Below are 21,484 nucleotides of genomic sequence, written 5' to 3'. Positions count from 1 at the left end.
GTCCTTCCGTCCAGATGATGCATTGTGCGTGCTTCAGTGAGCAGCGACGCGGGATCGGTCGAGGCGGCCGTCGCGCGCGCGATCACGGCCGCGCAGCCGGTCCGCAGCCCGCGCCTGGCCGCGGTCTTGTCCAGCCATGCGGCCAGTTCGTCGTCGCTCAGACCTGCCGGGGCGCGCAGCAATCGTCCCATGTCCTGCAGCACCATGCCGACATAGCGCCGCAGCACCGAGGCATGGTGGCCGGCATGATCGAGCAGGACCGCGGCGTTGCTGATGAGGTCGCGCTTTCCGGTCTGCAACGCCCGGTCCGGAAGCTCCGGCGTTCCGAACCGCGCGGTCGATGCCAGCAGCAACAGCACGACGCTGACGACGATCTCAAGCGCGATCAGATTGTAGGGAAACTCGCGCAGGAAGGAGAGCGCGCTCGGCGCGGTGTACTGGAAGCCGTGCAGCGTCTCGTCGAACACCAGCGCGCCGGGCTTGCCGGCCAGCATCCGGTAGAAGATGGTGGCCGCGAAAGCGAGATTGTCGCCCTTGCCGAAGCCGTGGTTTTCGATCGGATCGGGATCGGCGAGCACCCAGATCGTGCGCTGGCCCTCCTTCAATTCGCCGAGCAGGATGCCGCCGTCGGCGGACACCAGCGGCTTCAGCCTGGAGCCCTTGATCAGCTGCACCTGGCGCTCGATGGTCGGAACGGGAATCTGAAGGCTGGTCCTGAAGGTCGGCGGGCTCTCGAGACGCACGACATCGCCGGCGCCGGCGACCGAATAGAGGACGGTGCGCGCCGTCGACTCCGGGATCAGCTGCGCGCTGCCGATCCACCCGTCGCGCTCGGCGCCGCGCTGCACGCTCCACTTCGGAAGAACCACCAGGATCTTCTCGGCGCCGAGCAGATTGTCGCCGCTCCCGCCGCCGGAGACGGGCCGGGCCGGCTCCGCCAGCACCAGGATGCCATTGCGGCCGAGCAGCGTCAGGACCTCGCGTTCGCCGCGGACGGTGTCGTAATCAAGCTTCTTGAGCACCTCGAACAGTCCGAGATGGCCGACAGCGGAGCTCGAATAGGTGTTCGCGCCGATCCGGTTGCCGACCTCGCGGCGCCCGCTGCTGTCGCTCAGCAGCAGCGAGGCCGCAAACAGCGCGACCGCGACGGCAACGAGCGCCGCGACGATCCTGGGCTCGAAGGGAGATCGATCGCTCATGCGGCGGTCGCGAGCGAATGTTTGAGCATCTCGAAACTCTGCCGGCAGGCGGAGTAGTCGCCGAGGTCGGCATGGCCGCCGCCGAAATAGGTGCGCTCGACGTTGCGGACGATCGCCGTCAGCGACTGACGGCCGATGTCCGACAGCTGCACGCTGCGGAGGATTTCCCGGCTGGTCAGCGAGACGGCAAAGCTGGCACCGAGCACTTCGCGGATCTCGCTCAGGCTGTTGAGCAGCAGCACGTGCATAGCATCGGCGTAGCGGCCCTGCCGGGCGAGCACATCGGCCTCGAGCTGAGCCTCGTCCATGCGGTCGGCCTGGGTCAGCGGCGGCGCATCCGGATCACGGGCCACGATCTTTCTCGACCGGCTGATCACGGGCAGGCTGTCGCGAAGCGACCAGGCGATGACCAGCGTCCCGACGATCACCGCCCCCCACAGCAGCAGGCGGGCCACCTCCGGAGGCAGCTCGAACCTGGTTTGACGACTCGGCTCGTCAGGGCTGCGAGGCGTGGTTGACGAGGGCGGCGGCGCTTCCGGCGACGCTCCCGGAGCGGGCGCGGGCGCCGGCTGGGGCGCCGGCAAGGGGTTGCCCTGCCCCGGCACCTCACCCAAACGCCAGCCAGATTCCGGCATCTCCGTCTGCAGCCGATGCAGCTCGACGGCGTCACGGACCAGCTGCTCCTGATCTGTCGCGGCCAATGCGGTGGGACCGGCGAGCGCCGAAAACAGCAATACAACTGATAGAAAGAGATCTGGCCTAAACATAAATCTATGGTTGCATTTCAGCTCAGCTCTCGCGAGGCCACGCCATGGCTGGCGGTCTCACGATGACCCGCCCGCATTCTGGCCGGGCGTTCTGGAAACGCAATCCTCGCGCCCGGAAATCTGCGGAAATATCGGCCAAGCTCATCCCCGAATGGCCTTCCAATGCAGCGGCAAGCCCGGATCTCCGCCGCCATTTCCGGCAATCACCCCATGAAAGCACCCCGCGCGCCTTGCATCCCGCCCCGATCACGGCTAGAGGATCGGCCATCGGAGCGTGGCGCAGCCCGGTTAGCGCACTAGTCTGGGGGACTAGGGGTCGTGGGTTCGAATCCCGCCGCTCCGACCATTCGAACACTTCCAAGCCTGACAAGATCGGCTCGTCTCCGACCGGGAGAGGCGGGCACGAATCGCACCGCGAAAGTCGCTGATCTTTGCTGCGGAGCGCCTTGATGAACGGGCGTCGTGGTGACTAATGGCCATGCCGGCCACGAGGCGAGGCTGGCCCAATCTCTGGTCGGACAATTGAGCCACCAGCTGTTCGTGCCGGAGCCCTGCGCTCACAACTCCTTCATCGCCCGGTCGAGCAGCGCGCGGCAGTCGAGCAGTTCCTTGAGCACGCCTTCGAGCTTTTCGCGCTCCTCCGGCTTCATGCCGGCGCGGGTCGGCGGCCCGACACGAAAGGTATCGAGGATGTCGTCCTCGGTGTCGACGAAGCGGAAATCGATGCCCTCCTCCTCGGACGCCTCCTCCTCTTCATCCTCGGATTCGACCTCGGCCTCGCCGACCGGCTCCTCCTCCATCATCGCCTGGCCGAGGGTCTCCTCGAGCGCGCCAAACGAGACGGCGGCGGAGCTGTCGGCCAGTCCCTGCACCGACTTGACGCCGTGCTCCTTCAGGATCCGCTGCACGCCCTTGATCGTGTAGCCTTCGCTGTAGAGCAGACGGCGGATGCCCTTGAGCAGGTCGACGTCGTCGGGCCGGTAATAGCGCCGGCCCCCGCTCCGCTTCATCGGCTTGATCTGGGCGAACCGGGTCTCCCAAAAGCGCAGCACGTGCTGCGGGATGTCGAGCTCCTGCGCGACCTCGCTGATCGTCCGAAACGCATCCGGCGCCTTGTCCAAATGCCCGTTCCCCTTCGATCGTGCTGACAAGATGTGACGCTAGGCTACGCTGACGATGACACATTCCGGCCGGCCCGCGGGGGCCCGCCACTTTCCCGGCTGTGCGCGGCTACTCGGTCTCGGCGCCGAGCTCGGCGGGTGCGGCCTCGCCGTTCATCTTGCCGTTGGCCTGCTGGCCATTGATGCGCTGCTTGAGGATTGCGGACGGCTTGAACACCATGACCCGCCGCGGCGAGATCGGCACCTCGGTGCCGGTCTTGGGGTTGCGTCCGATCCGCTGCCCCTTCTTGCGGACCATGAACGACCCGAACGACGACAGCTTGACTGTCTCGCCACGTTCGAGACAGTCGGTGATCTCCTTCAGGACCAGCTCGACGAAGGCGGATGATTCCGTCCGCGACAGGCCCACCTTCTGGTAGACCGCTTCGCAGAGATCAACGCGCGTGACTGTTTTTCCGGTTCCCGCCATCGCCTGCCCCAAACTCCCGGCGAATAATTCGGTCCGGAAATTAAGAGGTTAAGCGGCGATGGTCAACAGCAGCGTGAACCGAACTGAAGGGCTAAGCGTCATTCGTCCCAAGCAAATGTCGTGCGGCGGAATGGTTCACCAGCGCACCAGGGCCGAGCCCCAGGTGAATCCGCCACCCATCGCCTCCAGCAGAACCACGTCCCCCTTCTTGATGCGGCCGTCCTTGACCGCGACGTCGAGCGCCAGGGGAATGGAGGCGGCGGAGGTATTGCCGTGCCGATCGACCGTCAGCACCACCTTTTCGGGGGCGATGTGCAGCTTGTGGGCGGAGGCGTCGATGATTCGCTTGTTGGCCTGGTGCGGCACGAACCAGTCGATGGTGTCGGCGGACAGGCCGGTGGCCTCGAAGGCGTCGACGATGACGTCGGTGATCATGCCCACCGCATGCTTGAACACCTCGCGGCCCTCCATGCGGAGATGGCCCACGGTCTGGGTCGAGGACGGGCCGCCATCGACATAGAGCTTGGCCTTGTGGCGGCCGTCGGAGCGCAGATGGGTGGTCAGGACGCCGCGGTCGGCGGCGGTGCCGCCCTGCTGCTGGGCGTCCAGCACCAGCGCGCCGGCGCCATCGCCGAACAGCACGCAGGTGGTGCGGTCGTTCCAGTCGAGGATGCGCGAGAAGGTCTCGGCGCCGATCACCAGCGCCCGCTTGAACGAGCCGCTGCGCAGGAAATTGTCGGCGGTCGCCAGCGCATAGACGAAGCCGGAGCACACCGCCTGCAGATCGAACGCCGCGCCGTGATGGATGCCGAGGCCGTTCTGGACCGCCACGGCCGTGGCCGGAAAGGTGTTGTCGGGGGTCGAGGTGCCCAGCACGATCAGGTCGATCGACTGCGGATCGACGTCGGCATTCGCCAGCGCCGCCCGGGCGGCATTGATCGCGAGGTGCGAGGTGAACTCGCCGTCGGCCGCCACATGGCGCTCCCGGATGCCGGTGCGCTGGACGATCCATTCGTCCGAGGTCTCGATGCGGCTTGCCAGTTCGGCATTGGTCACGACCCGCTGCGGAAGGTAGGAGCCACAGCCGAGCACGACCGAACGAATTGTCACGAGACAGCCTCCTGGGCGAGCGGTGCGGACGCCAATGCGCCGCCGTCGCGATTTAGTGTTTCATTGATCTTGGTCAGGAGATCGCAGCGGGCCATCTCATAGCCAACCCGCACCGCCGAGGCAAAGCCCTCGGCATCGGTTCCACCATGACTCTTGACCACGATCCCCTTCAGCCCGAGCACCACGCTGCCGTTGGACTTGCGGGGGTCGAGCCGGGCGCGCAGGGCCGCGAAGGCGCCGCGCGCGAACAGATAGCCGATGCGGGCCAGCAGGCTGGCCTGGATGGCGCCGCGGAGGAAGTCGGTTACCTGGCGGACGGTGCCCTCGGCCGTCTTCAATGCGATGTTGCCGCTGAAGCCCTCGGTGACCACCACGTCGGCCGCGCCCTTGCCGATGCCATCGCCCTCGACGAAGCCGATATAATCGAGCTGCGGCAGGTTCATCGCGCGCAACTGCTCGGCCGCCTCGCGGATCTCCTCGTGGCCCTTGATCTCCTCGACGCCGATGTTGAGCAGGCCCACCGTCGGCTTCGGCTTGTTGAACAGCACGCTTGCGAGCGCGCTGCCCATCACCGACAGTGCGACGAGATGATGGGCGTCGCCGCCGATGGTGGCGCCGAGATCGAGCACCACGGATTCACCGCGCGCGGTCGGCCAGATTGCCGCCAGCGCCGGCCGGTCGATGCCGTCGAGGGTGCGCAGGCAGAACCTGGCCATCGCCACCAGCGCGCCGGTGTTGCCCGCAGACACCGCCACGTCCGCCTCGCCCTTCTTCACCGCCTCGATGGCCAGCCACATCGACGAGGTCTTGCGTCCTCGCCGTAGCGCCTGGCTCGGCTTGTCGTCGTTGCTGACGGCGACATCGGTATGGATGACGCGCGAGACCGCCTTGAGGCGCGGATGCTGGTCAAGCTGGGACGCGATCTTGGCGCTGTCGCCGAACAGCAGGAATTCCGCATCCGGATGGCGGTCGAGCGCGATCGCGGCACCGGGAATGACGACGGACGCGCCGAAATCCCCGCCCATGGCGTCCAGCGCGATTCGAACCTTTTGAGGCATGACGTCCCGGAAACCTGATCTCGAGCTTGATCTCGTCTTGGCCTTGCTTGGCCGTGTTTTGGTGGTCGTTCAGAGGCACTGCACGGCCAAAGGACGGTGAAGGGACAGTCCCACGACCGGCCGAGCATTTTCGTCGCACCCCGACCCGGCGCGACAATAGCGTCTCCCCGTCTCGAAACAACCTCCCGGGGGCCGCGCATTTTGCAACCGCGACCCGGCACGAAGGCGGCGAGCGCATCGGTCTTTGCCATGAAAATCAGTGACTTGAGCCGATTTCGGGAGGTTTTGTGACAGCACGGGAGCGCAGCCGGCCTGCGCATTCCGACATCAATCCTCATCCGTTTTCTTCGCCTTGGCCGGGCCGGGCGTTCTGTCCGCAGCCGATTTCAGCGCCTTCAACGCGGCGAAGGGGTGCTCCTCCGGGTCGGCGGCCGCCGCCGGTTGCTCGAACACGGCCCCCGGCTTGCGCGGATAGGGATCGATCCCCAGAAACAGCGCATCGGCGGCCAGGCGTCCGAGATCGATCTGGCCGTTGATGATCGGCTCCGGCGGATCGGCGGCATCGACCTCGCTGTTGGGATCGTCCTCGACGAACTCGGCCAGCTCCGGAATGTCTTCAGGCGGCGCGAAGACGAGGTCGATCGGCTCGTCGATCTCGGTTTCGATCGGATCCAGCGTCACCACGCAGGTCTGGCCGATCCGGGCCCGCACCCGGCCTTCGACACGCACCTTGCCGTCGCGCCGATGGACCACGTCGAACGACGCGTGCGCCGAGACGACCTCGCGCAGGTCGGCAATCGTGGCCAGCGCCTTGCGCGTCGCCGGGTCGGCCTCGATCTCGCGATGCAGGCCGGCCTCAGGGATCTGCGCCACGATCACCGGCGGCGCCCGCCAAGGATCGCGGGAAGGATCGCGGGATGGATCTCTGGCGGGTTCTCGCATCGTTTCGCGCGAGTCTCTGTCTCTGCTGCTCATGTGGCTAGTCCCCTTGCACCGGGCGCGGAAAGCTCCAGCCCGCGCCGAGCAGCTTGTTGTCGTCGAGGGCGGCGAGTCGTGCGGCCACCTGGGCCGCATAGGCCGCCAGTCCCGCCGCGCTGTCCGGATGCTCGCCGTTCAAGATATTCTTCTGCAGCGCCTCCGCCAGGCGAGCCTCGCTTTCCGACCAAGCCAGGTCATAGGCGGCCGTCCGACCGTAGAAGGCCTCGCCGAACTTCTGCATGCGCTTGGGCACGGTGAGGTCGCCGACACCCATCTCGCGCAGATTGTCGTCCATGTCGGCACAGAAGCGGTCGAACAGCGCCTGCGGCAGCTCCGAGCCCAGCCCGCGCAATCGGCGCAGCACCAGCCAGAGGTGCAAGATCAGCAGATCGAACCGGCCATCGACCGTATCGGGGACATTTAAGTGTTTATAAAACAACGGTTCTCGGGTTTGCGCCACGATCATGCCATAGATCGGCTCAATGGTCCCGCGCGGGGACGGTCGCAGTTTCCTGAGATGGTTGAATGGCCAGAGCATGAAATGTTCCGCGGCTTGAGTTTCCGTGACCCGGTTCGGGGGCATGTTGCAATCCGCAAGTTTGCCCGGTACGTCAACGCCCTGCCCGACGCAAGGGGACGGGATCCGATCTGAAGAAGATGACCCAGACAATGCGAACGACTGCCCGCCTGCTCACCCGAGGCCTGCCTACCCATGGTCTATTCGGCCTCGGCGCCCGTCTGCGAACCGCGGGCGCGATCGCGCTGACCTGTCTCGCGCTGGCCGCCTGCACCGGCGAGCAGTTCCAGAAGGGCTACATCATGCCGCCCGGCGCGCTGGAGCAGATCCCGATCGGAGCCAGCCAGGATCAGGTTCTGATCGTGATGGGCACGCCGTCCACGGTGGCCACGCTGGATGGCGAGGTGTTCTACTACATCTCGCAACGCGCCGAGCGTCCGGTCGCCTTCATGAACCAGAAGATGGTCGATCAGCGCGTGGTCGCGATCTACTTCGACAAGAACCGCCAGGTCCGCCGGCTCGCCAATTACGGCCTGAAGGACGGCAAGATCTTCGACTTCGTCAGCCGCACCACGCCGACCTCGGGCCAGGAGCTCAGCTACCTCACTCCGTTGTTCAAGCTGCTCAGCTTCAACTGATCGGCTCTGATCATCGCCCGGAATTTGCTTCCGGGTCACGGCAGGAATGCCCGCAGCTGCGCTGATTGGCGCAGCCCGCCTCACCTGCCCGCGCTTGCTCTGGCGGCGCAACCTTCCCTACCCTCCCGCAAAACATCAGCTGGGAGGAATCATTGGCTCATCGCACCGCGCTGTCGCGCCGCAAGCTCCTGTCGGGAGCCGCGGCGCTTTCGACCGCCGCCATCCTGCCACGCACGAGCTTCGCCGACTGGCGGCCCGCCGAGACCATCAGGCTGATCGTACCGGCCGCTCCCGGCGGCAGCACCGATGTGATGGGCCGGCTGCTGGCCGCGCATCTGCAGACCGCATGGGGCCAATCGGCCGTGGTCGAGAATCGCTCCGGCGGCGGCGGCACCATCGGGACCGCCGAGGTCGCGCGAAACACCAAAGGCGACGGCTATACCATCCTGATCGGCAATCCCGGGCCGAACGCGATCGCCTATTCGATCTTCCGCAACCTCGCCTACAAGCCGGATCAGCTGCAGGCGGTGTCCAACATGATCCGGATCCCGAACATCGTGTCGGCGCATCCGTCGACCGGGATCAAATCGATCCCGGAGCTGATCGCGTTTCTCAAGGCCAATCCCGACAAGCTGAACTACGGCTCGTCCGGTGTTGGCCAGAGCCCGCACCTCACTGGCGCATGGTTCCTGCAGCTCACGGGATTGAAGATGACGCACATCCCGTTCCGGGGCGCCGGCCCTGCCTTGCAGGCCGCGCTCGCCGGCGACATCCAGATCCTGTTCGACAATCTGTTCCCCTCGCTGCCGCAGGCGCAGGAGGGCAAGCTCACCGGCCTCTGCGTCACGACGCCGGAACGCAGCGCCAACGCGCCCGATCTGCCGACCATGCGCGAGAGCGCGCCGGAGCTCGCCAGGTTCGACGTGTCGTCCTGGTTCGGGGTGTTCCTGCCGAAGGCCTGCCCGCCCGAGATCGTCAACGCGCTCAACCTGCAGGTCAAGGCGATGCTTGACCGCGAGGACATCCGGAAAAACATCGCGACCATGGGGGCCCGGGCCGACTACGGAACACCGCAGCAATTCGGTGACTTCGTCCAGGCCGAGACCACCAAATTCGCCTCGATCATCCAGAAGGAAGGCCTGCAGATGGACGTGCAGTGATCCTGATCCCGGGAACGGTATCGAGATGGCCCCAAGGTGTAACGGCACCTTAAGCGAGACAGTGCGATAGATGGCGACCGCGTGTCTTTGATCTGGTTTTAAGATACCGTCAACGGTGACTGGCCCTCCCCCGGGAGCGGCTCGAAGGCCGTGCGAAGGGCAGGCAGCGGCGATGTCCCATCGCATGAGCCCGTGCCTTGTCCAGCGCCAACAACGTCCTGCATCAGCTCGAAGACATTCTCGCCAGCCGCTACGTGTCGCGGCGCGCGGAAATCCTGGAGCGCGTCACCGACCTGTTCGTGGTCGGCTCGGGCCAGTTCAACGACGAGCATGTCGACCTGTTCGACCACGTGCTGTTCAAGCTGCTCGATAACGTCGCCGTCGCGGCGCGCGCCGAGCTCGGCAGCCGGCTCGCGGTGCTGCCGGATGCGCCGCCGCGCCTGATCAAGCTGCTGGCGAGCGACGAGACCATCGCGATCGCCGGCCCCGTGCTGCGCCAGAGCGACCGGCTCGACGAGCAGACACTGGTGGCGGCCGCCCAGAGCCGCGGCCAGGAGCACCTGCTGGCGATTTCCGGCCGCAAGATTCTCACCGAGGCCGTCACCGACGTGCTGGTCGATCGCGGCGACCAGGCCGTTGTCTCGAACACTGCCAACAACAATGGCGCCCGCTTCTCCGACCACGGCTTCTCCGGCCTCGTGACCAAGGCCTCCGACGATCCCGGCCTGGCTTTGAAGCTCTGGAGCCGGCCCGACAGTCCGCGCGAGGTGCTGGTCCGCCTGTTCGTCGAAGCCTCCGATGCCGTGCGCAACCAGCTCGCCTCGGCCGGCAGCGCCCGCGCGGAGATCGTCGAGCTCGCGGTCGCTCAGGCCTCCGGCCATCTGCAGGCCGCAGCGCGGACGCGCTCGGCCGATTTTGCCAACGCCAAGGCCTATGTCGAGCAGCTGTACGCCACCGGCCAGCTGCACGAGGCGCAGCTGCACGGCTTCGCCAAGGAAGGCAGCTTCGACAAGGTCACCTTGGCACTGTCCCTGATGTGCAAGCTGCCGCTCGACGTGGTCGAGCGCGCCTTCGCGCGCAAGCAGCCCGATCAGCTCCTGGTGCTCGCCAAGGCGCTCGACCTGTCATGGGTCACCACGACGACCCTGCTGTTCATGCAGGCGCATGTCAGCGGCAGCGCGCGTCCGCAGCTCGACCAGCACCTGGCGAGCTTCACCCAGATGCAGCCGCGCATGGCGCAGAACATGTTGCAGAGCTATCGCGTGCGCCAGAGCGCGGCGGAGTAGCGACAGAGCACGATATCAAAATGACAAACCCCGCGGCTCGCACCGCGGGGTCTTTGTTTGGATGAACGCTCTGTTGCTCAGTGCGCGAGGATCGCCAGCAGCAGCAGGGCCACAATGTTGGTGATCTTGATCATCGGGTTCACGGCGGGGCCCGCCGTGTCCTTGTAGGGATCGCCGACGGTGTCGCCGGTGACGGCCGACTTGTGCGCGTCCGAGCCCTTGCCGCCGAAATGGCCGTCCTCGATGTACTTCTTGGCGTTGTCCCAGGCGCCGCCGCCCGAGGTCATCGAGATCGCCACGAAGAGACCGGTGACGATGACGCCGAGCAGCATGGCGCCCACGGCCGAGAACGCCGCCGACTTGCCGGCCGCGCCACCGCCCGCGATCGCATAGATCAGGAAGTAGACGACGACAGGCGACAGCACCGGCAGCAGCGAGGGGATGATCATCTCCTTGATCGCCGCCTTGGTCAGCAGGTCGACTGCCTTGCCGTAATCAGGCTTGTCGGTGCCCTGCATGATGCCCGGCTTCTCGCGGAACTGACGACGCACCTCTTCCACGATCGCGCCGGCGGCGCGGCCGACCGCGGTCATACCCATCGCGCCGAACAGGTACGGCAGCAGGCCGCCGAACAGCAGGCCAACCACGACGTAGGGATTGTTCAGCGAGAAGTCCGGCTTGATGCCCGCGAAGTACGGATGCTTGGCGGAGTCGGCGATGAAGAACTGCAGGTCCTGGTTATAGGCCGCGAACAGCACCAGCGCGCCGAGACCGGCGGAGCCGATCGCGTAGCCCTTGGTGACGGCCTTGGTGGTGTTGCCGACCGCGTCGAGCGCGTCGGTGGACTTGCGGACCTCCTTCGGCAGACCGGCCATCTCGGCGATGCCGCCGGCGTTGTCGGTGACCGGGCCGAAGGCGTCGAGCGCGACGATCATGCCGGCCAGCGCCAGCATCGTGGTGGTCGCGATCGCGATGCCGAACAGGCCGGCCAGGCTGTAGGTGACCAGGATGCCGGCGATGATCACGATCGCGGGCAGCGCGGTCGCCTCCATCGAGATGGCGAGGCCCTGGATCACGTTGGTGCCGTGACCGGTGACCGAGGCCGCCGCGATCGACTTGACCGGGCGGAAGTCGGTGCCGGTGTAGTACTCGGTGATCCAGATGATCAGGCCGGTCACGACGAGGCCGACGACGCCGCAGATGAACAGGGCCGTGCCGGTGTAGTCGACGCCGTCGAGCTTGCCGAAGCCGATGAGCCAGGCAATCGCGATGGCGAGGCCGGCGAGCGACAGCACGCCGGTCGCGATCAGGCCCTTGTAGAGCGCGCCCATGATCGACTGGCTGGCGCCGAGCTTGACGAAGAAGGTGCCGGCGATGGAGGTCAGGATGCAGATGCCGCCGATGGCGAGCGGCAGCGTCATCATGTTGGCGAGCAGCGACGACTTGGCGAAAAAGATCGCCGCGAGCACCATCGTGGCGACCGCGGTCACCGCATAGGTCTCGAACAGGTCTGCCGCCATGCCGGCGCAGTCACCGACATTGTCGCCGACGTTGTCGGCGATGGTCGCGGGGTTGCGCGGATCATCCTCGGGGATGCCGGCTTCGACCTTGCCGACGAGGTCACCACCGACGTCGGCGCCCTTGGTGAAGATGCCTCCGCCGAGACGGGCGAAGATCGAGATCAGCGAGGCGCCGAAGCCGAGCGCGACCAGCGCGTCGATCACGGTGCGGCTGTCGGGCGCGAGCTTCAGGAAGCCGGTGAGGACGCCGAAGTAGATCGTGACACCGAGCAGCGCGAGACCGGCGACGAGCAGGCCGGTGATCGCGCCGGCCTTGAAGGCGAGCTCGAGGCCGCCGGCGAGCGAGGTGGTCGCGGCCTGCGCGGTGCGGACGTTGGCGCGCACCGAGACGTTCATGCCGATGAAGCCGGCCGCGCCGGAGAGGATCGCGCCGATCGCGAAACCGACCGCGACCAGCGTGCCGAGGAAATACGCAAGGAGCACGAAGATCACGACGCCGACCAACCCGATCGTCGTATATTGGCGGCGGAGATAGGCCTGCGCGCCCTCGCGCACGGCCGCCGCGATTTCCTGCATGCGCGCATTGCCGGCGTCCGCGCTGAGCACAGATTGAGTGGCCCAGATCGCATAGACGATCGACAGCGCTCCGCAGAGCACGATCACCCATAAAGCTGACATTTAGTTTCCTCGGCTCTTTGCTTTTTCTAACTACGCCACGCCGCGATGGTGCGACGCACGCCCCCTGTCAGGCCCCCCGGGCGGGGCAGCCTCGAACGGCATGGACCTTGCCAAAATCGCCATGATGACGCAACGCCGCGACGCCTGAACCGCTCCAAATTCAGACGCTTCTTTGGTCGCAATGTGCGGCTGCGAACGGGTGTCAGAAGTGGCTGTAGGACAGCCTTTGCAAGCTGACTTGACGGCCCTGCTCGTCAAGGAAGCGCGGCGCATGCGTGCCATCGACGATGGCGCCGAGATCGGCGACGGCAACGCCGGCGGCGCCGGCTGCAGCGCGGAATGCGTCGCATTGCGCTGCGGGAACAGTGCAGAGAATCTCGTAATCGTCGCCGCCGGAGATCAGGGTTTCCAGTTGCGCCGCCCCTGCAGCGAGCAGCTTTGCCGCTGCTGATGAGATCGGAACGTGTGACAGCTGGATATCGGCGGTCACGTTGGACGCCGCGCAGAGCTTGGTGAGGTCGCCGGCGAGGCCATCGGAGACGTCCATCGAGGCGGTCGCGAAATCCCGGACTGCCGCCGCCAGCGCGCTGCGCGGCTGCGGCACGCGATAGCGGCCGACCAGCATATCCCGTGCGGCGGGATCGCCCGCCAGCGCGGCGATCGTTGCTTTGCCCTGAAGGATGCGCAGGCCGAGCGCGGCATCACCGATCGTTCCGGTCACCATCACGCGATCGCCGGGGCGCGCTCCAAAGCGATGTACCATCCGTCCCCGTGGCACCCGGCCCCAGGCCGTGACCGAGATCATCACGGGACCGGGCGTCGACACGGTGTCGCCGCCGAGCAGCGGGCAGCCGAAGCTTGCCGCGTCCTCGCCGAGGCCGGCGGCGAAGGCGGCGAGCCAGGCCTCGTCCTTCTGCCGCAGCGCCAGCGTCAGCAGGAAGCCGGCGGGCGCCGCGCCCTTGGCGGCGAGATCGGACAGGTTCACCCGCAGCGCCTTGCGCGCGATGGTGTCGGGCGGATCGTCGGGAAGGTAGTGGACGCCTTCGACGATGGCGTCGGTGTTGACGACGAGGTCGTCGGCGCCGGCCGGGATGGCGGCGGCATCATCGACGAGGCCGAAGGCGCCGGGGTCGGTCGCCAGCGGCTTGAAGTAGCGGGCGATGAGGGAGTCCTCGCCGGATGGGACGTCTGGGCTGCCCGACATTCTGCGATCCTGCTCCCGCGGGTCGTCATTGCGAGCGCAGCGAAGCAATCCAGAGTCCCGCCCGCAGCCCTGGATTGCTTCGCTGCGCTCGCAATGACGGAAACCTACTTCGGCCCCATCTCGTCGGCGCGGTACTGCCGGGCCAGTTGCTCAAGCACGGCGTTGACCATGCCGGTCTCGTCGCGCTCGACGAAGGCGTGGGCGATATCGACATATTCGGACACGACGACCTTGGCCGGCACGTCCTTGCGCCGCTCCAGCTCATAGGCGCCGGCGCGCAGCACCGCGCGCAGGATGGCCTCGATCCGCTTCAGCGGCCAGCCGCGCTCCAGCGCGGTGTCGAGCACCGGGTCGATCCTGGTCTGCTCCCGCACCACGCCAGAGACGATGTCGCGAAAGAACGCGGCCTCGGCCGGCAGATACTGCTCGCCCTCGACCTCGTTGCCGAGCCAATGGCTCTCGAACTCGGCCAGCACGTCGTTGATGCCGGCGCCGGCGATGTCCATCTGGTACAGCGCCTGGACGGCGGCGAGCCGCGCGGCGCCGCGGCGATTGGCCTTGCGGTCGTTGGCGCGGACCGGCCCCTTGAACGGCTTGTTGCTGCTCTCGGCCATCTCAGCCTCGCGCCAGGCGGCGTTTGATGCGCAGCACGGCGAGCGCCGCGCGCGCGGCATCGCCGCCCTTGTTCATCTCGGAGACGCGGGCGCGCGCCCAGGCCTGGTCCTCGGTGTTGACGGTGAGGATGCCGTTGCCGAGCGGCAGGCCGCGCGCGACCGACAGGTCCATCAGCGCGCGGGAGGATTCCTGCGACACGATCTCGAAATGGATGGTGTCGCCGCGGATGACGCAGCCGAGCGCGATGGCGAGATCATACGGCTTGCCGGCCTTCGCGGCCGCATCCAGTGCGATGGCGATCGTCGCCGGGATCTCCAGCGAGCCTGTGACGGTCAGAACGTCGTAACTCACGCCGGCCGCCTTGAGCTCGGCGGTGGCGCCTTCCAGCATCGCGTCCTGGATGTCGTCATAGAAGCGGGCTTCGACGATCAGCGCGCGGGCGCCGGTGATGTCGGTCTGGTCTTTCAGCGGCGCGCGCCGTGCGTCTGCCATGGGTACAATCCGTTGAAGTTGGCTCACCCTGAGGAGCGGCCTCTTGGCCTGATCTCAAAGCGCCGAGAACGTTGGGGCCTCATGGTTCGAGACGGCGCCATCGAGGTGCATCGGTCGCGTCCGGCCTCGCAAGTGCTCGGCCTGCTCCGGTGCATGCGCCTCCTCACCATGAGGAGTTGGGCGGGCGTTTTAGGCGCCAGCGTCCGTAATTCCAAGGGACTTCGCTTCCAAGCTACTTCATTTCCGTGAGGCGCGCCGCGTAGCGCGCCATCAGGTCGACCTCGATATTGACCTCGCTGCCCTGCTGCCAGGATGACAGTGTGGTGACCGCCAGGGTATGCGGGATGATCAGGACCGAGAAGGTCAGATCGTCGACGGTGTTGACCGTCAGCGACACGCCATCGAGGGTGATCGAGCCCTTGGTGGCGATGAAGCGGGCCAGCTCGCGCGTGGTCTTGAACACGAACCGCGCCATGTCCGGCAGGTTCTCGCGGCTGACGATGGTGGCGATGCCGTCGACATGGCCGGAAACGATGTGGCCGCCGAGCTCGTCGCCGATCTTCAGCGCCCGCTCCAGGTTCAGCTTCGATCCGACGCGCCAGTGCTTGGCCGTGGTCAGCGCCAGCGTTTCCGCGGCGGCGTCGACCTCGAACCAGGTCTTACCGTCGGCCGTGCCGGACTGCACAACGGTGAGGCAGACGCCGTTGTTGGCGATGGATGCGCCATCGGCGATCGTGGCCTGGTCGTAGGCGCAGGCAATGCGCAACCGGTGCAGCTTGCCCTCGGTCCGCGGCGTCAGGCTGACGATCTCGCCGATGTCGGTGACGATGCCGGTGAACATTACACGCGCTCGTAAATCGTGAGGATGTCGGGATCGAGCGTTTCGCTAGCACGAACGCGATAGGCGGGCGACTGCGTGATTGCGGTCAGCGGCAATGCGTCCAGCGCAGCAATCCCGTCGGCGCCGATCTCGCCGGGACCGCGCAACAGCCAGATTTCGTCGACCAGCCCGCTCTGCATGAAAGATGATGCGACGCGGCTGCCGCCTTCGATCATCAGCCGCGTGATGCCTTTCTCCGCAAGCGCCTTGAGCACCGCGGGCGGCTCCAGCGCCGAGGGCTCGGCCTGCGGCGGCACGCGGATCACCTGGGCACCGGCAGCGCCGAGCTTGGTCGCCGCCGCGGGCTCCGCCAGCGCGGAGGCGACCATCCAGAGCGGCGTGGTTCGCGCCGACTGCACCAGACGGCTGGTCATGGGCAGCCGCAGCATCGGATCGAGCACGACGCGCACCGGCGAGCGCGGCTCCATGCCCGGCAGCCGGCAGGTCAGCAGCGGATCGTCGGCGATGGCGGTGCGCACGCCGATCAGGATGGCGTCGCTCTGGGCGCGCAGCAAATGCACGCGTGTGCGTGCCGTCTCGCCGGTAATCGCCACCGGCTTGCTGCCGGCCGCGGCGATCTTGCCGTCGGCCGAGACGGCGAGCTTGAGAACGACATGTGGCCGGCCGTCGCGGATACGGCGGAAATGCCCGGCATGGTCGCGCTTGGCATCCGCCGAGCACAGGCCGACCTCGACCTGGATGCCGGCGGCGCGCAGCTTCGCGTGCCCCTGCCCCGCGACCTCCGGATTGGGATCCTCGATCGCCGACACGACGCGGCTGATGCCGGCGGCGATGACTGCGTCGGCGCAGGGCGGCGATTTGCCGACATGCGAGCACGGCTCCAAGGTCACATAGAGCGTGGCGCCCTTGGCCGCCTCGCCGGCGCGCCGGAGTGCCTCGGGCTCGGCATGCGGCCGTCCGCCCGGCTGGGTCCAGCCGCGGCCGACGATCACGCCATCCTTGACCACGACGGCGCCCACGGCAGGGTTCGGCCAGGTGCGCCCCTGGCCGCGCCGGCCGAGCGTCAGCGCCAGCTGCATGTAGCGGCGGTCGGCGTCCTTCTGCGCGCGCAGCTTCTCGCCGACCTGATCGACCAGCACCCGGAAGATCATTTGCGGACCGGCGCCAGCCGCGGGGCTTCGTCCTCGGCCGAGAGCTCGCCGAGCACGGCCTCGAAATCCTTGGCCTCGCGGAAATTGCGGTAGACCGAAGCGAAGCGGACATAGGCGACGTCGTCGAGGTCGCGCAGATGCTCCATCACGATCTCGCCGATCGCTTCCGACGACACCTCGGACTCGCCGCCGCTCTCGAGCTCGCGCACGATCGCCGACACCATCTTCTCGACCCGCTCCGGATCGACCGAGCGCTTGCGCAGCGAGATCTGCACCGAGCGCATCAGCTTGTCGCGGTCGAACGGGACGCGGCGGCCGTTGCGCTTGATGACGGTGAGTTCGCGCAGCTGCACCCGCTCGAAGGTCGTGAAGCGGAAGTTGCAGGTGACGCAGACCCGCCGCCGCCGGATCACCGAGGAATCCTCGGTGGGGCGGGAGTCTTTCACCTGCGTATCGAGGCTGTTGCAGCTCGGGCAGCGCATGTCGCCTTAAGCCTTACTGGTAGATCGGGAACCGATCGGTCAGCGCCTTCACCTTCTCCTTGACCGCGGCTTCGACCAGCGGCGCGCTGCCATCGGAGGACTGCGCGATCGCGTTCAGCACCTCGGCGATCAGGCTGCCGACCTGCTGGAATTCAGCGACGCCGAAGCCGCGGGTGGTCGCCGCGGGCGTGCCGAGCCGCAGGCCAGAGGTGACGAACGGCTTCTCGGGGTCGAACGGAATGCCGTTCTTGTTGCAGGTGATCCCGGCGCGGACCAGCGCCTTCTCCGACACGTTGCCCTTCAGCCCCTTGGGCCTGAGGTCGACCAGCATCAGATGGTTGTCGGTGCCGCCGGAGACGATATCGAAGCCCTGTGCGCGCAGCGATTCCGCCAGCGCCTTCGCGTTCTCGACGATGTTCTTCGCGTAGACCTTGAACTCCGGCCGCAGCGCCTCGGCGAACGCCACCGCCTTGGCGGCGATAACGTGCATCAGCGGGCCGCCCTGCAGGCCCGGGAAGATCGCCGAGTTGAACTTCTTGGTGAACTGCTCGTCGTTCCACAGCATCAGGCCGCCGCGCGGGCCGCGCAGCGACTTGTGGGTCGTGGTGGTGGTGATGTGGGCATACGGCACCGGCGAGGCATGCACGCCGCCGGCGACAAGGCCGGCGAAGTGGGCCATGTCGACCAGCAGATAGGCACCGACGCTGTCAGCGATCTCCCGGAAGCGCTTGAAGTCCCACGGACGCGAATAGGCGCTGCCGCCGGCGATGATCAGCTTCGGCTTGACCTCCTCGGCCTGCCTGGCCACCGCGTCCATGTCGATCAGGTGGTCGTCGCGGCGTACGGTGTAATGCGCGGCCTTGAACCACTTGCCGGACATGTTGACCGGCGAGCCGTGGGTCAGATGGCCGCCGGCGGCGAGGTCGAGGCCCATGAAGGTGTCGCCGGGCTGCAGGAGCGCAAGGAACACGGCCTGGTTCATCTGGCTGCCCGAGTTCGGCTGGACGTTGGCGAAATTGGCGCCGAACAGCTTCTTGGCGCGGTCGATCGCGAGGTTCTCGGCGACGTCGACCCATTCGCAGCCGCCATAATAGCGCGCGCCCGGATAGCCCTCGGCATACTTGTTGGTCATGACCGAGCCCTGGGCCTCCAGGACCGCCCGGCTGACGATGTTTTCCGAGGCGATCAGCTCGATTTCGTGCCGTTGCCGACCGAGCTCGCCCTTCACCGCGGCCGCGATCTCGGGATCGGCCTCGGCCAGGGTGGCGGAGAAGAAGGAATCGACGGACGAAGCGGGCTTGGCAGAAGCGGTCATCGGCTGAATATCTCCACGTCCGCAAGGCCTTAAGGAGCCTGCGGTCGGTTCAGTGAAGGCGGTCGGAAAAGACCCCTGCCCTTACCATACGGGCGGCGGCAGGCCAAGGGACAGACGAAGGAACAGCCAAGCGCTTGCGGGTCAAACCGGTGATTTGCGCCAGATATGGTGGACAGCCGCCGGGGCAAGCCCTCCTGCTCAGGCCCCGCCGCAGGAATGCCAGCTTTCCGACATCTGCCACGTTTCCTTGGTCCGGAGATTTGTGGCGTTGTAGATTCGCCCGCGATCATCGCCGGGCGGGCATTTCTTGGGCTTCCAGACGGTGCAAAGACGCACGGGGTCGCCGAGCTTGGCATGCGCCACGCCGGCATTCCAAGCCGCGTCGATCTGCTCGGCGCCGTTTTGATACTGGACGTAGCTGCCCGAATCCATCAGCGGCTCGCCGTCCTTGTCGCGCTTTTCGCCGCGTTTGAACGGAGTCGGCGAGAGCGGCTCGTCGAACCGATCGGCGATTTTCGTGATCGTCGTTTCTACGCAGGCTCCAACTCTTGCCAGAGCTTCGCGACTGTTCGGTCCCTTCGGGGACGCAACCGGCTCGGCTATGCTCGTGGAGCGCGCCAGCTCCCCGCACACGAACACCATGACCGCGGCAGTCAGCATAACTCGGGACAGCAAAAGCACCGACCAGCCCCTAAAAAACGAACAACCTGCATGAAACTTGACGGTCTCATACAGGTTGTCGGTATCATGAGGCAAGCGCGCCACGCGAGCAGGCTCGCGACGAAGCGATCAGAGTCCGGTGTAGCCCGCCTTCACCGGATCGACGCGGCCGTCGAGCTGGCGCAGATAGGTCAGGCCGCACACGGTCAGCCGGTGCGGGTCGCGCTCGCCCGCCTCGAACAGCGTCTGAATGTAGGCGCTGACTTTCCGACGCGCTTCCTCGCTCGCGGCAGCGGTGCGGTTCGCCAGCAGGTCGTACGTATGCATGATGCGATCGATGGCGGCTTCCATATCATCCCCTCTTGATGATCAGGCCGAGCGAGCCATCTCGAACATCGAGATCGCCTTGTTCGCGAGCCTGAGCTTGTTGAATTCTCCGCGGTGGATCAGCTGAACGATGATGTCGACGAGCTGCTCGTTCGGCGCGATCGTGTCCGGCAACGCTCCCGTCAGGCGCAGATAGTTGGCCGCGATCGCGTAGGAGTCGGCGACCACCTCCACGTTCATCACCTGCATTCCGCGATCGTGCAGCATGATCCGACCTCCGGCGGGGACAAGTGCTGGAGGCGCGATTGGTTCCCGTTCGCACGGGATGTTTTTCGCAGCAGCGAACAGGTGCGCCGCGATCACAAGAAAAAGCGCCGGCCCGCGAGGGCCGACGCAAGGTCGAGTTCAGACGATCGACGGCTTGGCCGGTCTTGCATCCGATCGCGGACGCCGGCTCAGCCGAACAGTGTATGGCGATCAGAGCCGATACAGGATCTGATCGGTCCAGAAGCGCTCGAGGCGATGCAGCGACTTGTTGAGCGTGGAAAACTCCTCGCTCGAAATGCCGCCGACCTGCTCCACGGTCTTGACGTGCTTCTGATACAGCGAGTCGACGATGCGGCGGATCTCCTGGCCCTGCGGGGTCAGGCGGATGCGGACCGAGCGGCGGTCGACACGCGAGCGCTGGTGATCCAGGAAGCCGAGCTCGACGAGCTTCTTCAGATTGTAGGAGACGTTGGAGCCGAGATAGTAGCCGCGCGTGCGCAGCTCGCCCGCGGTCAGCTCCTTGTCGCCGATGTTATAAAGCAGCAGCGCCTGGACCGAATTGATGTCGGATCGACCACGACGGTCGAACTCGTCCTTGATGACGTCGAGCAGGCGGCGATGCAGCCGCTCCACCAGCGTCAGCGCTTCCAGATACAACGACTGCACGGTGCCGCCCTGGCCCGGCGCAGCAGTCTCCACGGCCGTCGCAACGGCTTTCATCATGACACTTCCCCTGTCGTCGTTTTTGTCGACTTATTCGACGAAACTTGTGTCCCGTCTGATAGAGCGAACTTAAGGGGGGTGCTTTGAAGATCGCCTTAAATAAGAGCATAAAGAGAGAATGAATCGCGGAGAGTGAATCGTCTTTTAATTCAGTAATTACAGAGGCTTTTGCAAGAGTCCGTTGACGGTCGCGCAGCAATGTTCCCGCTTCGTTTCACCTCCCTGTCGCATTCCAAAACACGCGAGGGCCGTGCCGCTAAGGTCTCTGTAAGAGCTGTGGCAAGCGGTCTTAAGGTGTTCGAAACATTACCTGCAATGCGTTGAAACGATTTACGCCGTGCAACGATTGGAACTCACCACCTATGGTGGTCGCTCGCGCGCCGCCATCCAGGCCAGCACGAGATAGGCGGCCAGCATGACCGCCTCGCCGGCAACCACCAGGAGGTTGCCGCCATAGATGCCGGGGAACACCAGCTCGATCACCGCCATCGACACCACCGTGGTCAGCCACACCACCGCGCCCCACGGCGTCGCCAGCCAGAGGCCTACCGCGGCCACGAGCTCGATCACCGCGAAGTAGACCGTCGCGGCCTGCCAGGCCATGGCCTGGTTCTCGAACGCATCATCCTCGCCGCCGATGAAGCCAGTGACCTGGGCCCAATGATAGAGACCCTTGGCGATCGACAGCATCGCCATGACCCGCAGGAACAGCACCAGCCGGCGCGTCCAGACGTTCTCGTCGCCCTCCCGCCGGTCCGAGGACATTGCGGCAATCGACATGGCGGCGTTGTCGCGCGCCAAATCCCGCGCTGAGGGAATCTCAGGCATGGCAGCTCGCGCAAGTCGGGCACGTCATCGTCGGGGACATCGAGGGCTCTCAAGACCAGGAGGTTGGCGATTCCTGGG

Annotated in this window: 24 protein-coding genes and 1 tRNA gene; 4 read left to right on the top strand and 21 right to left on the bottom strand. The window is 66.2% G+C overall.

Annotation, left to right across the window (positions count from 1 at the left end; genetic code table 11):
- Together BRAS3809_RS12185 and BRAS3809_RS12180 are read right to left on the bottom strand one after the other, a co-directional pair.
- Positions 1-1,199, bottom strand: a 1,199-nt coding sequence (locus tag BRAS3809_RS12185) for a hypothetical protein (RefSeq protein WP_035656169.1), incomplete at its 3' end; no start/stop codon positions are given.
- Positions 1,196-1,933 (bottom strand): hypothetical protein, encoded by a 738-nt coding sequence (locus BRAS3809_RS12180; protein ID WP_240535657.1) that lies wholly within the window; start codon positions 1,931-1,933, stop codon positions 1,196-1,198. The genes BRAS3809_RS12180 and BRAS3809_RS12185, both read right to left, overlap by 4 nt.
- A gap of 301 nt (positions 1,934-2,234) precedes the next feature.
- Between BRAS3809_RS12180 and BRAS3809_RS12175 the strand changes: the two genes are divergently transcribed.
- Positions 2,235-2,312: transfer RNA gene (locus tag BRAS3809_RS12175), tRNA-Pro, on the top strand.
- Between the two features lie 211 nt (positions 2,313-2,523).
- Here BRAS3809_RS12175 and BRAS3809_RS12170 read toward each other — a convergent pair.
- From BRAS3809_RS12170 to BRAS3809_RS12145, 6 genes are all read right to left on the bottom strand, one after another.
- Positions 2,524-3,087, bottom strand: a complete 564-nt coding sequence (locus BRAS3809_RS12170; protein WP_008962394.1) for a MerR family transcriptional regulator — start codon at positions 3,085-3,087, stop codon at positions 2,524-2,526.
- A gap of 109 nt (positions 3,088-3,196) precedes the next feature.
- Positions 3,197-3,556, bottom strand: coding sequence for an integration host factor subunit alpha (locus BRAS3809_RS12165; protein WP_008962393.1), 360 nt, complete (start codon positions 3,554-3,556; stop codon positions 3,197-3,199).
- Between the two features lie 135 nt (positions 3,557-3,691).
- Positions 3,692-4,666 carry a beta-ketoacyl-ACP synthase III gene (locus BRAS3809_RS12160; protein WP_008962392.1) on the bottom strand — a complete coding sequence of 325 codons (975 nt, stop codon included), beginning with the start codon at positions 4,664-4,666 and terminating at the stop codon, positions 3,692-3,694.
- Positions 4,663-5,724 carry a phosphate acyltransferase PlsX gene (gene plsX / locus BRAS3809_RS12155; protein WP_008962391.1) on the bottom strand — a complete coding sequence of 354 codons (1,062 nt, stop codon included), beginning with the start codon at positions 5,722-5,724 and terminating at the stop codon, positions 4,663-4,665. Before plsX ends, BRAS3809_RS12160 begins: the two co-directional genes overlap by 4 nt.
- Before the next feature lie 327 nt (positions 5,725-6,051).
- On the bottom strand, positions 6,052-6,603 hold the full coding sequence (locus tag BRAS3809_RS12150; RefSeq protein ID WP_008962390.1) for a YceD family protein: 552 nt from the start codon (positions 6,601-6,603) through the stop codon (positions 6,052-6,054).
- A 100-nt stretch (positions 6,604-6,703) separates the two neighbouring features.
- Complete coding sequence (locus BRAS3809_RS12145; RefSeq protein WP_008962389.1) at positions 6,704-7,240, bottom strand: ubiquinol-cytochrome C chaperone family protein; 537 nt, start codon at positions 7,238-7,240, stop codon at positions 6,704-6,706.
- A 131-nt stretch (positions 7,241-7,371) separates the two neighbouring features.
- Here BRAS3809_RS12145 and BRAS3809_RS12140 point away from each other — a divergent pair, with 131 nt between their 5' ends.
- From BRAS3809_RS12140 to BRAS3809_RS12130, 3 genes are all read left to right on the top strand, one after another.
- Entirely contained in the window at positions 7,372-7,857 is a 486-nt protein-coding gene (locus BRAS3809_RS12140) for an outer membrane protein assembly factor BamE (protein ID WP_008962388.1), read from the top strand.
- A gap of 152 nt (positions 7,858-8,009) precedes the next feature.
- Entirely contained in the window at positions 8,010-9,017 is a 1,008-nt protein-coding gene (locus BRAS3809_RS12135; RefSeq protein WP_008962387.1) for a Bug family tripartite tricarboxylate transporter substrate binding protein, read from the top strand.
- 197 nt (positions 9,018-9,214) lie between these two features.
- Complete coding sequence (locus tag BRAS3809_RS12130) at positions 9,215-10,303, top strand: DUF2336 domain-containing protein (RefSeq protein ID WP_008962386.1); 1,089 nt, start codon at positions 9,215-9,217, stop codon at positions 10,301-10,303.
- A gap of 77 nt (positions 10,304-10,380) precedes the next feature.
- On the opposite strand, the gene BRAS3809_RS12125 is transcribed toward BRAS3809_RS12130, so the two are convergent.
- The 13 genes from BRAS3809_RS12125 to BRAS3809_RS12065 form a co-directional block, all read right to left on the bottom strand.
- Entirely contained in the window at positions 10,381-12,501 is a 2,121-nt protein-coding gene (locus tag BRAS3809_RS12125) for a sodium-translocating pyrophosphatase (RefSeq protein WP_008962385.1), read from the bottom strand.
- A 202-nt stretch (positions 12,502-12,703) separates the two neighbouring features.
- Positions 12,704-13,705 (bottom strand): thiamine-phosphate kinase, encoded by a 1,002-nt coding sequence (gene thiL / locus BRAS3809_RS12120; RefSeq protein WP_008962384.1) that lies wholly within the window; start codon positions 13,703-13,705, stop codon positions 12,704-12,706.
- Positions 13,706-13,809: 104 nt separating this feature from the next.
- A complete protein-coding gene (nusB, locus tag BRAS3809_RS12115) occupies positions 13,810-14,319 on the bottom strand; it encodes a transcription antitermination factor NusB (RefSeq protein ID WP_008962383.1) in 510 nt (169 codons plus the stop codon).
- Position 14,320: 1 nt separating this feature from the next.
- Positions 14,321-14,812: a 6,7-dimethyl-8-ribityllumazine synthase gene (ribH, locus tag BRAS3809_RS12110; RefSeq protein ID WP_008962382.1), complete on the bottom strand. Its 492-nt coding sequence runs from the start codon at positions 14,810-14,812 to the stop codon at positions 14,321-14,323.
- A 232-nt stretch (positions 14,813-15,044) separates the two neighbouring features.
- Positions 15,045-15,653 (bottom strand): riboflavin synthase, encoded by a 609-nt coding sequence (locus BRAS3809_RS12105; RefSeq protein WP_008962381.1) that lies wholly within the window; start codon positions 15,651-15,653, stop codon positions 15,045-15,047.
- Positions 15,653-16,804 carry a bifunctional diaminohydroxyphosphoribosylaminopyrimidine deaminase/5-amino-6-(5-phosphoribosylamino)uracil reductase RibD gene (ribD, locus tag BRAS3809_RS12100; protein WP_008962380.1) on the bottom strand — a complete coding sequence of 384 codons (1,152 nt, stop codon included), beginning with the start codon at positions 16,802-16,804 and terminating at the stop codon, positions 15,653-15,655. The genes BRAS3809_RS12105 and ribD overlap by 1 nt, the downstream gene beginning before the upstream one ends.
- Positions 16,801-17,286, bottom strand: a complete 486-nt coding sequence (nrdR, locus tag BRAS3809_RS12095; RefSeq protein ID WP_006612773.1) for a transcriptional regulator NrdR — start codon at positions 17,284-17,286, stop codon at positions 16,801-16,803. The genes ribD and nrdR overlap by 4 nt, the downstream gene beginning before the upstream one ends.
- A gap of 13 nt (positions 17,287-17,299) precedes the next feature.
- Positions 17,300-18,601 (bottom strand): serine hydroxymethyltransferase, encoded by a 1,302-nt coding sequence (gene glyA / locus BRAS3809_RS12090; protein WP_008962379.1) that lies wholly within the window; start codon positions 18,599-18,601, stop codon positions 17,300-17,302.
- Between the two features lie 198 nt (positions 18,602-18,799).
- Positions 18,800-19,366 (bottom strand): hypothetical protein, encoded by a 567-nt coding sequence (locus tag BRAS3809_RS12085; RefSeq protein WP_201767117.1) that lies wholly within the window; start codon positions 19,364-19,366, stop codon positions 18,800-18,802.
- Between the two features lie 24 nt (positions 19,367-19,390).
- Positions 19,391-19,612: a hypothetical protein gene (locus tag BRAS3809_RS12080; RefSeq protein ID WP_006612770.1), complete on the bottom strand. Its 222-nt coding sequence runs from the start codon at positions 19,610-19,612 to the stop codon at positions 19,391-19,393.
- An 18-nt stretch (positions 19,613-19,630) separates the two neighbouring features.
- Entirely contained in the window at positions 19,631-19,855 is a 225-nt protein-coding gene (locus BRAS3809_RS12075; protein WP_008962377.1) for a hypothetical protein, read from the bottom strand.
- A gap of 210 nt (positions 19,856-20,065) precedes the next feature.
- The gene (gene ldtR, locus BRAS3809_RS12070; RefSeq protein ID WP_008962376.1) at positions 20,066-20,578 is read right to left on the bottom strand and encodes a transcriptional regulator LdtR; all 513 of its coding nucleotides are present in this window, start codon (positions 20,576-20,578) and stop codon (positions 20,066-20,068) included.
- A 360-nt stretch (positions 20,579-20,938) separates the two neighbouring features.
- A complete protein-coding gene (locus BRAS3809_RS12065) occupies positions 20,939-21,406 on the bottom strand; it encodes a DUF6163 family protein (protein ID WP_008962375.1) in 468 nt (155 codons plus the stop codon).
- Positions 21,407-21,484 lie beyond the last annotated feature (78 nt).

Origin of the sequence: Bradyrhizobium sp. STM 3809, assembly GCF_000239795.1 — a bacterium.
Taxonomy (GTDB): Bacteria; Pseudomonadota; Alphaproteobacteria; order Rhizobiales; family Xanthobacteraceae; genus Bradyrhizobium.
Note: the sequence above shows the minus strand (reverse complement) of the source record. Positions and strands in the feature narration are given on the sequence as shown.

What these genes read in the sequence shown, in the direction of transcription:
- BRAS3809_RS12165 (WP_008962393.1), bottom strand. Translation starts at nt 3,556, where the DNA reads ATGGCGGGAACCGGAAAAACAGTCACGCGCGTTGATCTCTGCGAAGCG.
- plsX (WP_008962391.1), bottom strand. Translation starts at nt 5,724, where the DNA reads ATGCCTCAAAAGGTTCGAATCGCGCTGGACGCCATGGGCGGGGATTTC.
- BRAS3809_RS12145 (WP_008962389.1), bottom strand. Translation starts at nt 7,240, where the DNA reads ATGCTCTGGCCATTCAACCATCTCAGGAAACTGCGACCGTCCCCGCGC.
- BRAS3809_RS12140 (WP_008962388.1), top strand. Translation starts at nt 7,372, where the DNA reads ATGCGAACGACTGCCCGCCTGCTCACCCGAGGCCTGCCTACCCATGGT.
- BRAS3809_RS12125 (WP_008962385.1), bottom strand. Translation starts at nt 12,501, where the DNA reads ATGTCAGCTTTATGGGTGATCGTGCTCTGCGGAGCGCTGTCGATCGTC.
- thiL (WP_008962384.1), bottom strand. Translation starts at nt 13,705, where the DNA reads ATGTCGGGCAGCCCAGACGTCCCATCCGGCGAGGACTCCCTCATCGCC.
- nusB (WP_008962383.1), bottom strand. Translation starts at nt 14,319, where the DNA reads ATGGCCGAGAGCAGCAACAAGCCGTTCAAGGGGCCGGTCCGCGCCAAC.
- ribH (WP_008962382.1), bottom strand. Translation starts at nt 14,812, where the DNA reads ATGGCAGACGCACGGCGCGCGCCGCTGAAAGACCAGACCGACATCACC.
- BRAS3809_RS12105 (WP_008962381.1), bottom strand. Translation starts at nt 15,653, where the DNA reads ATGTTCACCGGCATCGTCACCGACATCGGCGAGATCGTCAGCCTGACG.
- ribD (WP_008962380.1), bottom strand. Translation starts at nt 16,804, where the DNA reads ATGATCTTCCGGGTGCTGGTCGATCAGGTCGGCGAGAAGCTGCGCGCG.
- nrdR (WP_006612773.1), bottom strand. Translation starts at nt 17,286, where the DNA reads ATGCGCTGCCCGAGCTGCAACAGCCTCGATACGCAGGTGAAAGACTCC.
- glyA (WP_008962379.1), bottom strand. Translation starts at nt 18,601, where the DNA reads ATGACCGCTTCTGCCAAGCCCGCTTCGTCCGTCGATTCCTTCTTCTCC.
- BRAS3809_RS12080 (WP_006612770.1), bottom strand. Translation starts at nt 19,612, where the DNA reads ATGGAAGCCGCCATCGATCGCATCATGCATACGTACGACCTGCTGGCG.
- BRAS3809_RS12075 (WP_008962377.1), bottom strand. Translation starts at nt 19,855, where the DNA reads ATGCTGCACGATCGCGGAATGCAGGTGATGAACGTGGAGGTGGTCGCC.
- ldtR (WP_008962376.1), bottom strand. Translation starts at nt 20,578, where the DNA reads ATGATGAAAGCCGTTGCGACGGCCGTGGAGACTGCTGCGCCGGGCCAG.
- BRAS3809_RS12065 (WP_008962375.1), bottom strand. Translation starts at nt 21,406, where the DNA reads ATGCCTGAGATTCCCTCAGCGCGGGATTTGGCGCGCGACAACGCCGCC.